10 protein-coding genes are annotated in these 14145 nt (G+C 67.2%); 3 read left to right on the top strand and 7 right to left on the bottom strand.

Annotated features, from left to right (window positions below; translation table 11 throughout):
- Positions 1-33: 33 nt before the first annotated feature.
- The 6 genes from ACQR50_RS15035 to ACQR50_RS15010 form a co-directional block, all read right to left on the bottom strand.
- A complete protein-coding gene (locus tag ACQR50_RS15035) occupies positions 34-522 on the bottom strand; it encodes a hypothetical protein (protein WP_428968919.1) in 489 nt (162 codons plus the stop codon).
- Entirely contained in the window at positions 519-1007 is a 489-nt protein-coding gene (locus ACQR50_RS15030; RefSeq protein WP_428968918.1) for a hypothetical protein, read from the bottom strand. Before ACQR50_RS15030 ends, ACQR50_RS15035 begins: the two co-directional genes overlap by 4 nt.
- Entirely contained in the window at positions 1007-1243 is a 237-nt protein-coding gene (locus ACQR50_RS15025) for a helix-turn-helix transcriptional regulator (protein WP_056436755.1), read from the bottom strand. Before ACQR50_RS15025 ends, ACQR50_RS15030 begins: the two co-directional genes overlap by 1 nt.
- A 194-nt stretch (positions 1244-1437) precedes the next feature.
- Positions 1438-3225: an AMP-dependent synthetase/ligase gene (locus ACQR50_RS15020; RefSeq protein WP_428968917.1), complete on the bottom strand. Its 1788-nt coding sequence runs from the start codon at positions 3223-3225 to the stop codon at positions 1438-1440.
- A gap of 60 nt (positions 3226-3285) precedes the next feature.
- Positions 3286-5040: a gamma-glutamyltransferase gene (gene ggt, locus ACQR50_RS15015; protein ID WP_428968916.1), complete on the bottom strand. Its 1755-nt coding sequence runs from the start codon at positions 5038-5040 to the stop codon at positions 3286-3288.
- 46 nt (positions 5041-5086) lie between these two features.
- Positions 5087-6115 (bottom strand): quinone-dependent dihydroorotate dehydrogenase, encoded by a 1029-nt coding sequence (locus ACQR50_RS15010; protein WP_428968915.1) that lies wholly within the window; start codon positions 6113-6115, stop codon positions 5087-5089.
- Positions 6116-6374: 259 nt separating this feature from the next.
- Between ACQR50_RS15010 and ACQR50_RS15005 the strand changes: the two genes are divergently transcribed.
- The gene (locus ACQR50_RS15005) at positions 6375-7463 is read left to right on the top strand and encodes a catalase family protein (protein ID WP_428968914.1); all 1089 of its coding nucleotides are present in this window, start codon (positions 6375-6377) and stop codon (positions 7461-7463) included.
- Positions 7464-7491: 28 nt separating this feature from the next.
- Positions 7492-8265, top strand: coding sequence for a metallophosphoesterase family protein (locus ACQR50_RS15000; protein WP_428968913.1), 774 nt, complete (start codon positions 7492-7494; stop codon positions 8263-8265).
- Positions 8266-8309: 44 nt separating this feature from the next.
- On the opposite strand, the gene ACQR50_RS14995 is transcribed toward ACQR50_RS15000, so the two are convergent.
- Entirely contained in the window at positions 8310-9536 is a 1227-nt protein-coding gene (locus tag ACQR50_RS14995) for a hypothetical protein (protein ID WP_428968912.1), read from the bottom strand.
- A gap of 399 nt (positions 9537-9935) precedes the next feature.
- On the opposite strand from ACQR50_RS14995, the gene rpoB reads away from it, so the two are divergent.
- A complete protein-coding gene (gene rpoB, locus ACQR50_RS14990; protein WP_184104923.1) occupies positions 9936-14114 on the top strand; it encodes a DNA-directed RNA polymerase subunit beta in 4179 nt (1392 codons plus the stop codon).
- The last annotated feature ends 31 nt before the right edge of the window (positions 14115-14145 follow it).

The following is a 14145-nucleotide window of genomic DNA, read 5'->3' as shown; positions in this document are numbered from 1 at the left end:
CCGGCGGTCTTATTGCTCAAGCCTCTTTATTCGTCACAGCGTCTCGTCCTCGGGCTCGGGCATGGGGACCATGAACTCGGCGAAGGTCGCAGGCAGGCTGATGCCGATGACCAGAAGCGTGACGAGCCAACCAGTCCATTGCATCGGCAGTACCGGCACCGGCCAGCCCAGGCCGGGGGCGGTGATCATCCAACTGACGAGTAGGGCGATGAGTCCGATATAGGTGGCAAAGGCCCGAGCCGTGGCGCGTAGCAGGGCGGCGTGTTCGAACTCGTCATACACGGCCCGCCCCTGGTCGGCCGCCCAGCTGTCTCGGGCGAAAGGCGAAAAGCCGATGAAGAATCCGGGCAGGAACGAGACGAACAGAGGAGGATGGCCGTCCGCTCCGGAGAGCATCGCCGCTGTGAGCGCAACCACCACCGCTCCTGCCAGCGCCCAGCGGACCCAATAGCGACGCGGCCGCTCTTTCAAGCTGGCGGCATACCATTTGCGGAAATCATATCCGTCGCGATAGCCGGTCATGTGGCGTCCTCCTGATCGGGAAAGGGGATAGCGAACTCGGCGAGCAGGACGGGCAGGTTCGTGCCGATCACCAGCAGAGCCGCCGCCCATGTCGCCCAGTCTGAAAACTGCCGGGGCATCGGCCACCCATAATGGCTGGCGAACGCGCACCATCCCATGGCGGTGAGCGTCAATGCCATCATCGTCGAATAGGCACGGTGATGCGCCTGCATCAGGGCCTGTTTCTCGAACTCGTCATAGTCGCGATACTTCGCGCGGGCGAAGGGCGAGCGGCCCGAGGCGGCACTCAGTCCCGCGATGACCAGCGCTCCGAAGTTCAGCCCGATGTCCTGCCAAACCTGCAAGACGGCCAGCCCGATCGCCAGGACGACCACGCCGACCAGCCACCAGCGCAGGGTGCGGTTCCGATAGGGGCGGTTGGCGCATTCCGAGGACCTCTCGCCCGGCGCGGCGCGGCCGGTCCAGCGGCGGCTGTCAGAGCGCATCAGGCGTCTCCATCCCGACGCAGTGCGTCGGTCAGCGAGGGGAAGGGGGTGAGGGAGAAGATCAGCTCGACCGGCGCGTCGAAATAGGCGGCGATCTTCAGGCCCAGTTCGAGGCTGGGTTTATAGTCGCCGCGCTCGAGATAGCCGATGGTCTGCGGATTGACGCCGACCGCTTCCGCCAGCTCGCGCCGCGATACGTTGCGGTCGTTCCGGAACAGGGCGATGCGGTTGTGCATATTGATAGGCTATATGACTTGTTGTGTTTACACAACGATTCGTTTTTGCTGCGTACAAGATCACCGTCCTCCCCTTTAAGGGGAGGTGGCAGGCCGAAGGCCTGACGGAGGGGTGTCGCCCTCTCGATAGCGGGACACCCCTCCACCATGCTGCGCACGGTCCCCCTCCCCTTGCAGGGGAGGAAGTTTCCTCGTCAATTTCTGTACAGCGCGTCCAGACGGTCGCCATACACCTCGCGCAGGACGTGGCGGCGGATCTTCAGCGACGGGGTCAGCTGCTCGTTCTCGATCGCGAAGGGTTCGTCGGCGATGATGAAGCGGCGGATACGCTCGGTCACCGACAGGTCGCGGTTCACCCGGTCGATCGCGGCCGAAATCGCGCCCCGGAAATCGAGATCGTCGTCCAGCGCGGCGCGATTGCAGCCGGTGCCCGACTTGGCGCACCATTCGGCGGTCCATTCGGCATCGGGCACGATCAGCGCGACCATATAGGGCCGCCGGTCGCCCGCGATCATCGCCTGGCCGATCTCGGGTTGCAGGGTCAGCATCCCCTCGACCTTCTGGGGGGCGACATTCTCGCCCTTGTCGTTGATGATCAGGTCCTTCTTGCGGTCGGTGATGCGCAGGCGGCCCGCCGCATCGATCTCGCCGATATCGCCCGTGTGGAGCCAGCCGTCCTTGAGCACGCGGTCCGTCTCGGTCGGGTTGCGCCAGTATCCGTGCATGACCAGTTCACCGCGCACCAATATCTCGCCATCCTCGGCGATCCGCACTTCGGTCTTGTCGAGCGGCGGACCCACCGTGTCCATGCGTACGCCGGCCTTGGGCCGGTTGCAGGCGATGACCGGCGCGGCCTCGGTCTGGCCATAGCCTTGCAGCAGGGTGAGGCCGATCGAATGGAAGAACAGCCCGATCTCGGGATTGAGCGGCGCGCCGCCCGACACCATCGCCTTCAATCGGCCGCCGAACTTCCTGGCGATCTTGGGTTTGAACAGCGTGTTGACCGCCAGTTGCGCAGGGCGATCGATCAGCCGCAAGCGGCCGTCATAGCTCTTGGCCCCCAGCGCCAGCGCCTGGTCGAGCAGCCGTGCGCCCAGCCCGCCCTTCTTCTCGATCGCCTTGGCGATGCGGGTGTGCAGCACCTCGAACAGGCGGGGCACGACGAACATGATCGTCGGGCGCACCTCCTCGATATTGGCGGCCAGCTTGTCGAGACCCTCGGCATAATAGATCTGCCCGCCCAGCGAGATGGGGAAATGCTGCCCCCCGGTATGTTCATAGGCGTGGGAGAGGGGGAGGAAGGACAGGAATACCTCGTCGTCCCAGCCGAAATCCTCGGCGATCACCGCACTGCATCCGGCGCAATTGTGCAGGATCGCGCCGTGATGCTGCATCACCCCGCGCGGCGCGCCGCCGGTACCCGAAGTGTAGATGATGCAGGCCAGATCCTCGCGGGCGAAATCGGCCTGTGCGGCCACCACGACCGGATCGGCGGGATGCTCCGAGAGCATCGCGTCATATTGACGGCACTCGATCTGGCTCGGCCCCAGCTTCAGCGGCTCAATCCCGATCACCGTCTGGACGTGGTTGGAGCGCAGCGCGGCGGGCATCAGCGTCGTCGCCAGCTTCTGCGTCGACACGATGATCGCGCGCGCGCCCGAATTCTCGATGATATGCGCATGGTCGCGCTCGGTATTGGTGGTGTAGGTCGGCACGGTCACGCCGCCCGCCGCCATGATGGCGAGGTCGGCGATGCACCATTCGGGGCGGTTCTCCGACACCAGCATCACCCGGTCGCCGCGTTGCAGCCCGGTGGCCTTCAACCCCGCCGACAGGCTGGCGACCTGGCGCGCCGCCTCGGCCCAGCTGATCGACCGCCAGGCCCCGGATTCCTTGCGCCAGAGGAACGGCGCGTCACCCTTTTCGGCGGCGCGCGTGAAGAACATGGTGATCAGATTGGGGAAATATTCGAGCGTACGCATGGTGCCTCTCCCACCGGCCCGTATCGCACGGCGTAACGCGCGATCGGGCTCTTTGTTTGCTTATTCCGCCGGACGACCCGGCTTGTCGCCGACGCGTCGGATCGCGGTCGTCCGGCCGGTCACGTCGATCGCCGCACCCTCGCTGCGTGGATCGGCGGCACCGACCCAGCGGCCCCCGACCCGCTCGATGGCATTGGCCTTCAGCCCCATCGGCGCGACGACCACCGTCTCGCCCAGCGCCTGAAGGCCGGGGACAAGCGCCTCCAACGCGGTGCCCTGTTCGACCGTCGCGACCTTGTACGGCGCAAAGAGCAGCCCTTGCGCGATCGCATCCTGCGCGCTCAGCTTCCAGTCGATGACCCCGATGATCGCCTTGGCGACCTGCGCGATGATGGTCGATCCGCCCGCCGCGCCGACCGCCAGGCGGACCTTGCCGTCGGGACCATAGACGATGGTCGGCGACATCGAGCTGCGCGGGCGCTTGCCGCCCTGAACCCGGTTGGCGACCAGATCGCCGTCCTTGACCGGCACGATGTCGAAATCGGTCAGTTCGTTGTTCAGCATCGTGCCGTCGACCGACAGGCCGGAGCCGAACGAACCCTCGACGGTCGTCGTCACCTCGGCGACGTTACCGGCGGCGTCGACCGTGACAAGATCGGTGGTGCCGGGCACCTCGCTGACCGGCGCGCGGACACGAGGCGGGGCGCCGGGCGGCGTGCCGGGCGACACCGACGCCATGGTGCTGTCGGGCGCGATCAGCGCGGAGCGGCTGGCGATATAGGCCGGGTCGAATAGGCCCTTGATCGGTACGCGGACATAGTCGGGATCGCCCAGATACATGTCGCGGTCGGCATAGGCGAGCCGCGAGGCTTCGGCGAACAGATGCCAGGCTTGCGGAGAATCCTTGCCCAGCCTGGCCATGTCGAAGCGTTCGAGCAGCTTCAGGATCGACAGCATCGTCGAACCGCCGCCCGAGGACGGCCCCATGCTGCACACCTTGTACCCGCGATAGGTGGCGCAGAGCGGGGGGCGCGGCTTTGCGGCGTAGCTGGTCAGGTCGCCGGTCGTCATCTTCGACGGATTGCGCTGGGCGGTGTTGACCGTCGTCACCAGCTTCTGCGCCTGTGGCCCGATATAGAAGCTGTCGGGACCGAGCCTGGCGATCCGCTCCAGCAGTGCGGCCTGTCCGGGATTGCGGATGATGCTGCCGAGCGGGAGGACCTGTCCGTCCGGGCCGGTCAGCCGGGCGCGGGTGGCGGCATCGACATGGCCGCCATAGCGGGTCAGCGCGGTCTGGAGGCGCGGGTTCAGCTGGAACCCGTCGCGCGCCAGCCGGATGGCGGGCTGGAACAGCCGCGCCCAGGGCAGCTTGCCGCCTTGGGCATGGGCCAGCGCCATGCCGCGCAATGCGCCGGGCACGCCGACGCTGCGTCCGCCCGGGACGGCATCGGCATGGCTGAGCGGGCGGCCATCGGGGCCGTAGAACCAGTCGGGCGTCGCGGCCATCGGCGCGGTTTCGCGTGCGTCGATGGTGTTGGTGCCGCGCGCGTCATGGCGCACCCAATAGCTGCCGCCGCCGATGCCGGAGCTTTGCGGCTCGACCACGTTCAGCGCCAGCATCGTCGCGATGGCGGCGTCGGTCGCACTGCCGCCCGCCCGCAATATCTCGACCCCGGCGGCGGCGGCGCGGGGGTCGGCGGCGCTGACCATCCCTTCGGTGGGGGCCTTAGTGGGGGCCTTGGCGGGCTGGCGTGCTTCGGCGGGCGCGGCGAGCGGCAGCGTCAGCGCCGCCATGGAGAGGAGCCAGTGCTTCATGCGGCCGACCCTAGCGGCAAGGCTCTCCCTACGCCAAGCCGTAACGTCAGGCGCCGACGGCCTCGCTCACGCTGGCGAACCCGTCGCGGGCGAGCAGCGCATTGAGATCGGTCAGGATGCGCGCGGCCAGCCCCGGCCCCTCATAGACCAGTGCCGAATACAGCTGGACCAGGCTGGCCCCGGCCCGGATGCGGGCATAGGCCTCCGCGCCGGAGTCGATCCCGCCCGCCGCGATCAGGGGCATCGCCGCCCCGGTGGCCTTGCGGAAATCCACGAGCCGCGCGCGGGCGAGCGGGGCGAGCGGACGGCCCGACAGCCCGCCGGTCTCGGCGGCGTTGGGGCTCTTCACGTCGGGCCGGGTGATGGTGGTGTTGCCGATGATGATCGCGTCCAGCCGGTTGTCGATCGCGGCGCGTGCGATCTCGTCGATCTGGGCGGGGTCGAGATCGGGGGCGACCTTCAGGAACAGCGGGACACGGCCCGCCGCCTCGCGCGACGCGGCGAGCAGTTCGGCAAGTGCCGCGCCATGCTGCAGATCGCGCAGGCCCGGCGTGTTGGGGCTGGAGATGTTGATCGTGACGTAATCGGCGATCGGCGCCGCGCAGGCCACGCCGTGACGGTAATCGGCGATGCGGTCGGCGGCGTCCTTGTTCGCGCCGACATTGATGCCCAGCACGCCCTTGCGTTTGGCGGCCTTCGCGCGCGCCAGTCCCGCATCCAGCCCGCCATTGTTGAAGCCATAGCGGTTGACCACCCCCTGGTCCTCGACCAGCCGGAACAGGCGGGGCTTGGGATTGCCGGGCTGGGGTTTCGGGGTCAGCGTCCCGATCTCGACCATGCCGAAGCCCAGGCCGAAAAAGCCGTCGATCGCCTCGCCATTCTTGTCGACCCCAGCCGCCAGCCCCAGCGGGTTGGCGAAGTCGATCCCCGCTACCGTGCTAGCAAGACGTGGATAGCGCGCCGGATCGGCTCCCATCGGTGCGCCCAGTGCGCCCCAGCGCGACAGCATCGCGACCGTCAGACCATGGGCGCGTTCGGCATCGAGCGCGAAGAGGAGCGGGTGATAAAAGGCCATGTCGGCCCGGTTAGCGGATTGCGGGGGGAGGGGGAAGGTGTGGGGCATCCCTCTTGCCTTCACTGCTCCCCCTCCCGCAGGCGGGAGGGGGTTGGGGGGAGGGCTGGGAGCCTCGCAGAGACCATAGCCTGTGGCTTTTCCCTCCCCCATCCCCTCCCGCCTGCGGGAGGGGCGTGCCCAGATCGGTGGGTGAGCATTATCTCCAGAAGGAACGCTATTACCCAACATGGGTTGGTGGGGACCCACAGGGAGAGCCCCGATGAAGACCCCCGTCGCATTCACCCCCCAGGTCGAAGACGTTAGCCCCAAGGAAGGCGAAACCGTCGACCAGATGAAGCACTCGTTCGAGCACATCCTCGACACCACGTCAAAGGACTATGGGCACGGCGTCCGCGCCGTCCATGCCAAGGCGCATGGCATCATCCGGGGCAAGCTGAAGGTTCACGACAGCCTCCCGCCCGAACTGGCGCAGGGGCTCTTCGCCGGGCCGGGCGACTATGACGCGGTGGCGCGTATCTCGACCAATCCGGGCGACATATTGGATGACGCCATCGGCCTGCCGCGCGGGCTCGCGCTGAAGGTCATCGGGGTCGAGGGCGATCGGCTGCCGGGTTCGGAGGGCGATGCGACGCAGGACTTCGTGATGGCCAATGCGCCGGTCTTCACCGCGCCGACGGCGGACGCCTTCGCCAAGAACCTCAAGATGCTCGCGTCCACGACCGACAAGTTCGAGGGCGGCAAGAAGCTGCTGTCGGGCATATTGCGCGGGATCGAGGCGACGCTGGAGACGGTCGGCCTGGAGAGCGCGACGCTCCAGACGCTGGGCGGGGCCAAACAGGTGCACCCGTTGGGCGAAACCTATTATAGCCAGACGCCGTTCCGCTATGGCGACCATATCGCTAAGTTCGGCCTGTTCCCGGTCAGCCCCGCGCTGACCCAGCTGACCGGCGATACGGTCAATACGCACGACCGCCCCGATGCCCTTCGCGAAGTCGTGCGCGAGGTGATGATCGAGCAGGGCGGCGAGTGGGAGCTTCGCGTCCAGCTGAATCGCGACCTCGACGCGATGCCGATCGAGGACGCCACCGCCGAGTGGAGCCAGGAGGACAGCCCGTACATAACCGTCGCGACCTTCACCGCGGAACCGCAGATCAGCTGGCAGGACGGTCAGACCAACGCGATCGACGATGCGCTGTCCTACAGCATCTGGCACGGGCTGGCCGCGCACCGGCCGCTGGGCAATATCAACCGGGCGCGCAAGGACACCTATCGTTTCTCGGCCGACTATCGCGGCCGGGTGAATGGCTGTCCGATGCACGAGCCGCGCGCCATGGCCGAGTTGCCGTGACGCGCGGGGAAAGGCTAGGACGGGCGGCATGATCCGTCTGTTTCATGTCAGCGACGTGCACTTCGGTGCCGAGGACCCCGCCGCGCTCGCCTGGTTCGCCGAGCGGGTCGCGGCGGAAAAGCCGCATGCGGTCATCATGACCGGCGACCTGACCATGCGCGCGACCAAGCGCGAGTTCCAGGCCGGCGGCGCGTGGCTGCAATCGCTGGGCGTGCCGGTGACGGTCGAGGTCGGCAATCACGACATCCCCTATTATTGGGACCCGTTCCGGCGGCTGTTCGCGCCGTACCAGCGTTATGCCGCGATCGAGCGGATGATCGAAAAGCCGCTCGACCTGCCCGGCGTGACCGTCGTGCCGCTGAAGACCACCGCGCGCGCGCAGTGGCGGTGGAACTGGTCCAAGGGGCGGGTGAGTTCCGGCTCGCTCCGCCGTGCGCTGGCGCTGATCGAGCAGGCGCCCAAGAATCATCTGATCCTGGTTGCCGCGCACCACCCGCTGATCGAGGGGCCGACCAAGGGCACGGCCAAGACCCGCAACGGCGATGCGGCACTGACCCAGCTGGCGGCGGCGGGGGCGCATGCGGTGCTATCGGGCCATGTCCACGACCCGTTCGACGTCCCGATCGACCGCGACGGCCGGATCATCCGCATGATCGGCGCGGGCACCCTGTCGAAGCGGACGCGCAAGACTCCGCCTGCGTTCAACGAACTGCGGATCGAGGGACTGGGGTTCGAGACGCTGGTCCGCAGTTTCGGCGAGACCGCGCCGCATGTGATTACCGAGGATATGCGGGCGGGTTAGATCGGGACGGTTCGAGGCATGGGCTTCGACCACGCCCGGAGCGATCACCCCCGCATCACATGCGGCCGCGCCGCCACCTGATCGTACATCCGCCCCGGCTGGTCGAGCCAGATCGGCGACAGCTTGCTCGAATCCGTCCGCTCCAGCCCGACCGCATAGGCGCAGCGCGCCATGCCCCAGTCGGTATGCGCGGCGGCGGCAAGGATCGGCACGAACATCGGGCGGCCCGCCGCATCGATCACATGGATCGCCTCGCGTGGCAGGGCGGTGACGCCGCGCACGGTGCGGCTTTCACCCGGTGCCAGCGCGAAGGGCGGGACGATCGGGCGGCCCTGCGGCTGATGCGCCAGCTCGATCAGCTGTCCGTCGAGCCCGGCATGGGCACTGAGCAGCCGCAGGTCGACCGCGACCCGGCCGATCGGCGTCGCGCCGCTGTTATGCACCGTCACCTCGGCCTCGATCGTCGCCGACAGCATGTTGAGGCCGACACGCACCGGCCGGGCCTCGACCGCCAGGAAGCTGGGCTCGGGCGGCAGCGACGGGGCGGGTGGTGGGGGCGGCGTCGGCTCGGCAGGCGGGGGCGTATCGCGGACCGGCGCAGGTGTCCGCTCGACCGGATCGGCGGCGGCGCGCGGGGCGGGCGCCGGGAGCGCCGGAACCTTGCGGCTGCGACGACCCAGCCAGATGCCGAGGGCCAGCGCGGCAAGCCCCGTGCCGATCAGCATCGGCCAGAAGGGCAGGCCACGATCCGAGTCATCCTGCTGCTCGGGGGCGACGGTGCCCGGCGCGGCGATGGCGGGGGCCTGTTCGTTGGCGATGGTCATGCCGTCGACGCCCGGCTCGGTCCCGCCGACCGGCTGGGCCTCGCGGTCGGGCAGACGCGTGGCGGGCGGCTCGGGCGAGGGAGCCGGTACGGGCACCTCGACCGGGGTCGGGCTGGGCGTCGGTGTCGGCGTCGGCCGCGGGGTCGGCCGGGGCGTGGGGGTGGCGCGCGGTGTCGGAGTCGCCGCTGGCGTGGCCGGGGCGGCGGACTGGCCGGGCAGCACGATGCGCGGGGGCGGCGGGGTCGGCACCGTGGTGGGATTGGTCTGCGGCGTCGAAAGGCGCGGGCTCAGGCTGAAGCTTTCCAGTCCGCCGGTGCCCGGGCGCGCGGCGTCATTGTCCTGCGACGTGGTCTGGAACGGGACGGCAGCGGCGGGCAGCGGGGCAAGCACCGGCACCAGCGTCAGGGCAAGAAGGCGCGCGGCGCGGCGCGGCCCGGACGATGTCATGAAATGCATTCCTCGTGGTAACTACAATCTTCAACCGCCGTCCGGGTCCCAGACCCGGCCGCACCAGCCGTGCCCCGGAGGCCCGGCGGATGCAACCCCATATAGTAACCGCATATGCGGCCAATATGTGGCAAGCCCCGCGCCAGCGGGAACTTTGCCCTGGCCTGCGCGTGCGTCGGTTTGACACCCGGGGGTGCAACGCCTATATCGCCATCACTCACCACGATCTTCGGGAAATGACGCGCCTTCGCGCAGCGTGTCGGTCGAATGGAAGGTCGCTGGTTCAACGGACGCCGGATGCCGCCGCAGAGACTTGCGCGCGGCCTTTCGGCGTCTGTCGTTGCGTCTCGCCCGGAGGCATCCGGGCAGTGATTTACGGCTGACGAGGCAGACAGACCCATGGCAACCAAGGCGATCGACAGCGGCTCCGCCCCGCGCAAGGGCGATGGCGGCACCGCCAAGCGGCGTATCCGCAAGGTGTTCGGCGACATCCACGAAGTGGTGCAGATGCCGAACCTGATCGAGGTTCAGCGCGAAAGCTACGAGCAGTTCCTGCGTTCGGACAAGTCCACGGGCCATGTCTCGGGGCTGGAAAAGACGCTGCGCAGCGTCTTCCCGATCCAGGATTTCGCCGGCACCGCCTATCTCGACTTCGACGATTACGTCCTCGAGGACCCGAAGTTCGACGTCGAGGAATGCCGCCAGCGGGGCATCACCTATGCCGCGCCGATGCGCGTCACGCTGCGCCTGACCGCGTTCGAGGTCGATCCCGATACCGAAGCCAAGTCGGTCATCGATATCAAGGAGCAGGACGTCTACATGGGCGACATGCCCCTGATGACGGAGAACGGCACCTTCTTCATCAACGGCACCGAGCGCGTCATCGTCAGCCAGATGCATCGTTCGCCGGGCGTGCTGTTCGACCATGACCGCGGCAAGACCCATGCCTCGGGCAAGTATCTCTTCGCCGCGCGCGTGATCCCGTATCGCGGCTCGTGGCTGGACTTCGAGTTCGACGCCAAGGACATCGTCAACGTCCGTATCGACCGCAAGCGCAAGCTGCCGGTGACGGCGCTGCTCTATGCGCTGGGCATGAACTCGGAAGAGATCCTCAACTATTTCTACAACCGCCTGACCTTCGTTCGCGGCGACGGCGGCTGGAAGATCCCGTTCCAGGCCGAGAACTGGCGCGGTGCCAAGCCGATGTTCGACATCGTCGACGCCAGCTCGGGCGAGGTCGTGTTCCCGGCCGGTCAGAAGATTTCCCCCCGCGCTGCCAACAAGGCGGCCAAGGACGGCCTGTCGCAGCTGCTGATCCCGACCGAGGAAATCTTCGGTCGTTACTCGGCCTATGACCTGATCAACGAGCAGACCGGCGAAATCTACGTCGAAGCTGGTGACGAGATCAGCGCCGAGAATCTCGAAGCGCTGGACAAGGCGGGCGTCGACACGATCGAACTGCTCGACATCGACCATGTCGCCACGGGTCCGTGGATCCGCAACACGCTGAAGGCCGACAAGGCCGAAGAGCGCGAGCAGGCGCTGTCCGACATCTATCGCGTGATGCGCCCCGGCGAGCCGCCGACGCTGGAGACGGCGGAGTCGCTGTTCGCGGGCCTGTTCTTCGATCCCGATCGCTACGACCTGTCGGCCGTGGGTCGCGTCAAGCTGAACATGCGCCTCGACCTCGACTGCCCGGACACGGTGACGACGCTGCGCACCGAGGACATTCTGGCGGTCGTCAAGACGCTGGTCGACCTGAAGGACGGCAAGGGCGAGATCGACGATATCGACAATCTCGGCAACCGTCGTGTGCGTTCGGTGGGCGAGCTGCTGGAGAACCAGTATCGCGTCGGCCTGCTGCGCATGGAGCGTGCGGTCAAGGAGCGCATGTCGTCGGTCGACGTGTCGACCGTCATGCCGAACGACCTGATCAACGCCAAGCCTGCGGTCGCTGCGGTGCGCGAGTTCTTCGGTTCGTCGCAGCTGTCGCAGTTCATGGACCAGACCAACCCGCTCTCCGAAGTGACGCACAAGCGTCGCGTCTCGGCGCTTGGGCCGGGCGGTCTGACGCGTGAGCGTGCGGGCTTCGAAGTCCGCGACGTTCACCCGACCCATTATGGCCGCATCTGCCCGATCGAAACGCCGGAAGGCCCGAACATCGGTCTGATCAACTCGCTGTCGACCTTCGCCCGCGTCAACAAGTACGGCTTCATCGAGACGCCGTATCGCAAGGTGATCGACGGCCGCGTCACCGACGAGGTCGTGTACCTGTCGGCGATGGAAGAGCAGAAGCACACCGTCGCCCAGGCCTCGGCCGCGACGGACGCCGACAACCGCTTCACCGAGGATCTGGTCTCGGCACGTCAGGCGGGTGAATTCCTGATGGCGCTGCCCGATCAGATCACCCTGATGGACGTGTCGCCCAAGCAGCTCGTCTCGGTCGCCGCCTCGCTCATTCCGTTCCTGGAAAACGACGACGCCAACCGCGCGCTCATGGGCTCGAACATGCAGCGTCAGGCCGTGCCGCTGGTGAAGGCGGAAGCGCCTTTCGTCGGCACCGGCATGGAAGAGACCGTGGCCCGCGACTCGGGTGCGGCGATCGCGGCGAAGCGCGCCGGTATCGTCGACCAGGTCGATGCGTCGCGTATCGTGGTTCGCGCGACCGGTGAGGTCGATGCGGGCAAGTCGGGCGTCGACATCTACACGCTGATGAAGTTCCAGCGTTCGAACCAGTCGACCTGCATCAACCAGCGTCCGCTGGTGAAGGTGGGCGACGTCGTGAAGGCGGGCGACGTGATCGCCGACGGCCCCTCGACCGAGTTCGGTGAGCTGGCGCTGGGCCGCAACGCGCTCGTCGCGTTCATGCCCTGGAACGGCTACAACTATGAGGACTCGATCCTCATCTCCGAGCGGATCGTGAAGGACGACGTGTTCACGTCGATCCATATCGACGAGTTCGAAGTCATGGCGCGCGACACCAAGCTCGGGCCGGAAGACATCACCCGCGACATCCCGAACGTGGGTGAAGAGGCGCTGCGCAACCTCGACGAGGCGGGCATCGTCTATGTCGGGGCCGAGGTGGAGCCGGGCGACATCCTGGTCGGCAAGATCACGCCGAAGGGCGAATCGCCGATGACGCCGGAGGAAAAGCTCCTCCGCGCGATCTTCGGTGAAAAGGCCAGCGACGTGCGCGACACCTCGCTGCGTCTGCCGCCGGGCGTGGCCGGTACGATCGTCGACGTGCGCGTCTTCAATCGTCACGGCATCGACAAGGACGAGCGCGCGATGGCGATCGAGCGCGAGGAGATCGAGCGCCTGAAGAAGGACGCCGACGACGAGCGCACGATCCTCAACCGGGCGACCTGGAGCCGCCTGCGCGAGATGCTGCTCGACCAGACCGCCACCGCCGCGCCCAAGGGCGTGAAGAAGGGCATCGTCATCGATGCCGAGGTGCTGGAATCGGTCGATCGTCACGAATGGTGGAAGTTCGCCGTCGCCGACGATGCGCGCCAGAGCGATCTGGAAGCGGTCAAGGCGCAGTATGACGAAGCCGCCAAGCGGATCACGGACAAGTTCCATGACCGTCGCGACAAGCTGGAGCGTGGTGACGAGCTGCCGCCGGGCGTGCTGAAGATGGTCAAGGTCTTCGTCGCGGTGAAGCGCAAGCTGCAGCCGGGCGACAAGATGGCCGGCCGTCACGGCAACAAGGGCGTCATCAGCCGCATCCTGCCGCAGGAGGATATGCCCTTCCTCGCGGACGGTACGCCGGTCGATCTCGTGCTGAACCCGCTGGGCGTGCCGTCGCGCATGAACGTCGGTCAGATCTTCGAGACCCACCTGGGCTGGGCGGCGCGCAACCTGGGTATGCAGGTCGCGGCGCAGCTCGAGGATTGGCGCGAAGCCAACCCCGACGCCAAGCCGGGCGCGGTGCCGGAAGCGGTGAAGTCGCGGCTCGTGGAAATCTACGGCGATCACTATGCCGAAGACATCCAGAACCGGGACGACGAGGAAGTGGCCGAGCTGGTCCAGAACATCCGCACCGGCGTGCCGATGGGGACCCCGGTGTTCGACGGCGCGCGCGAAAGCGACGTGTCGGAGATGCTGGAGCTGGCGGGCCTTCACACCTCGGGCCAGTCGGACCTGTTCGACGGGCGCACCGGCGATCAGTTCGACCGCAAGGTGACCGTGGGCATCATCTACATGCTGAAGCTGCACCACCTGGTCGACGACAAGATCCACGCGCGTTCGATCGGGCCGTACTCGCTCGTTACCCAGCAGCCGCTGGGTGGTAAGGCGCAGTTCGGTGGCCAGCGCTTCGGTGAGATGGAAGTGTGGGCGCTGCAGGCTTATGGCGCGGCGTACACGCTCCAGGAAATGCTGACGGTGAAGTCGGACGACGTGGTCGGCCGCACCAAGGTCTACGAAGCGATCGTCAAGGGCGACGATACCTTCGAGGCGGGCATCCCGGAGAGCTTCAACGTGCTGGTCAAGGAAATGCGCTCGCTGGGTCTCAACGTCGACCTCAAGTCGATGGAAGACGCCCAGGACGACGGTCTGGCCGAGGCGGCGGAGTAAGGAATGGGGCCGGTGGGGCAGTCTGCCTCAC

Source organism: Sphingomonas sp. Xoc002, assembly GCF_050408055.1.
GTDB classification, from domain to species: Bacteria; Pseudomonadota; Alphaproteobacteria; order Sphingomonadales; family Sphingomonadaceae; genus Sphingomonas; species Sphingomonas yabuuchiae.
This window is presented reverse-complemented; position numbering and strand designations above follow the sequence as displayed.